The sequence below is a fragment of the Methylobacterium sp. WL18 genome, from assembly GCF_008040015.1.
In the GTDB taxonomy this organism is placed as follows: domain Bacteria; phylum Pseudomonadota; class Alphaproteobacteria; order Rhizobiales; family Beijerinckiaceae; genus Methylobacterium; species Methylobacterium mesophilicum.
The window spans coordinates 1-1,707 of the sequence record NZ_VRVD01000838.1; the positions used below are offsets into that span (position 1 = coordinate 1).

General features: G+C 70.4%; 2 protein-coding genes and 1 pseudogene. 2 read left to right on the forward strand and 1 reads right to left on the reverse strand.

Annotated features, from left to right (window positions below):
- Positions 1-688: dihydrodipicolinate synthase family protein (locus tag FV228_RS28870; RefSeq protein ID WP_147857606.1), on the forward strand; the 688-nt coding region annotated here is incomplete at its 5' end.
- Between the two features lie 17 nt (positions 689-705).
- Here FV228_RS28870 and FV228_RS28875 read toward each other — a convergent pair.
- On the reverse strand, positions 706-1,080 hold the full coding sequence (locus FV228_RS28875; RefSeq protein ID WP_147857607.1) for a DUF2794 domain-containing protein: 375 nt from the start codon (positions 1,078-1,080) through the stop codon (positions 706-708).
- A gap of 493 nt (positions 1,081-1,573) precedes the next feature.
- Between FV228_RS28875 and FV228_RS34540 the strand changes: the two are divergent.
- Positions 1,574-1,707: pseudogene (locus FV228_RS34540) on the forward strand (5,6-dimethylbenzimidazole synthase); the annotation flags it as partial.

A 1,707-nucleotide genomic window follows, 5' to 3' on the forward strand; every position in this document is an offset into this window, starting at 1 on the left:
GGCCGGCCGGGTGCCGCTTCTGGTGGGGATCGGGGCGCTGCGCACCGACGACGCGATCCGGCACGCTCAGGCGGCCCGCACAGCGGGGGCCGACGTGGGCCTGCTTGCCCCGGTCTCCTACACGCCGCTCACCGACGATGAGGTGTACCGGCATTTCGCGGCCGTGGCGGGGGAGGGCGGCCTGCCGCTCGTGATCTACGACAACCCGGCGACCACGCATTTCCTGTTCTCGCCGGCGCTGATCGGCCGGATCGCCCGCCTGCCGGGCGTCGTGGCGGCCAAGTGCCCCGCACCGGAGCCGTCGGCGGCCGAGGCCGGACTTGCCAGCCTGACGGAAGCGGTCCCGGCGGAGTTTCCGGTCGGGTTCAGCGGCGACTGGAACGTGACCGAGGCGCTGCTCGCCGGCGGCACGGTCTGGTTCAGCGTGGCCGGCGGCCTGTTTCCGAAAACCTGCCTGGCGATCGTGCGTGCCATCGAGTCCGGCGACGCCGCGCGGGCCCGGGCGCTGAACGAAGCGCTCGCGCCACTCTGGACGCTGTTCAAGGCGCATTCGAGCCTGCGGGTGGTCTACGCCCTCGCCGACCATCTCGGCCTTTGTCACGCCGAACCGCCACGGCCGATCCTGCCGCTGCCGCCGGAGGTCCGGGCGGACATCGTCAGCACCGTCGAGCGCTTGAACCTCGCCTGACGCGATCTCGGAAAAGATCACACCGCCCGGGGCGGGGGCTCCAGCACGGCGAGCACCCGGGCCAGCTCGGTCCCGCGCTTCATCACCAGCCCGCTGGCGGCGATCACCGCGTAGGCGCCCTGGCGGCGGGCGAGCTTCGGGTCCTTCTCGATCCGGTAGAGCGGCATCTCGGAGGCGCGGCGGTAGATCGAGAACACCGCCTTGTCCCGGCGGAAATCCATGGCGTAGTCGCGCCACTCGCCTGCTGCGACCTGCCGGCCGTAGAGGTTGAAGATCGTGCGCAGCTCGTCCCGGTTGAAGGCGATCTGCGGGGGTTCCGCACGGGCGGGGAACGGAATGACATGGCCCGCCGCTTCCTCGGGCCTCGACTCCGCGCTCGTCCGCTCCGTCATCGTCACTCCGTAGTGCCCATGCTGTGCCGGATGATGGCCCCCGCGCCCGCGACCCGCAAGGGTGACCCCTCCGGGACCCCGTGTCGCCCACGACACATCCAAGCGACAAAAAACACGGTTCTGCCCGAATGCCGCCTTTCCCGGGCCGCGTTGCCCTGGCACAACACTGTCTGAACCTCGCCGGCTCCTGCCGGACCAGCGGCCGAAACCCAGCTCCCCAGCCTTCGGTCGCCGGTCGGGATTCCAGAATTCGGCACTCCGAGGTTTCGAGACCCAATGACTTCAGGCCGCCCCTCCGGGCGGCCTTTTTTCGTGGCGTGTCCTGCACCTCGCCAGGTGGATCGTCCCCGAACGTGGCTGCCGGCGTTCGGAAAAAGACGATCCCAGTCAGAGCCCAGCGCATCGTGCCGGCTGCGATATCCAGCCCGATGCGCAGGCCGAGCGGTTTTCGTCCTCCCGTTTATCGCCGGATGCAGGTAAGGCGGGCCGCATCATGGGTCCGCCCACCTTCGACGACAGCTTCATCCAGGCCCTCGACACGCTGTTCGCGTGGCGCCGCGACGTGCGCCGGTTCCGGCCGGACGCCGTGGACCCGGACGCCCTGCGCGCCTGCCTGGATGCGGCGCA

Bases quoted from the DNA above. Each gene is read 5' to 3' on its own strand.
- FV228_RS28875 (WP_147857607.1), bottom strand. From the start codon at position 1,080: ATGACGGAGCGGACGAGCGCGGAGTCGAGGCCCGAGGAAGCGGCGGGC.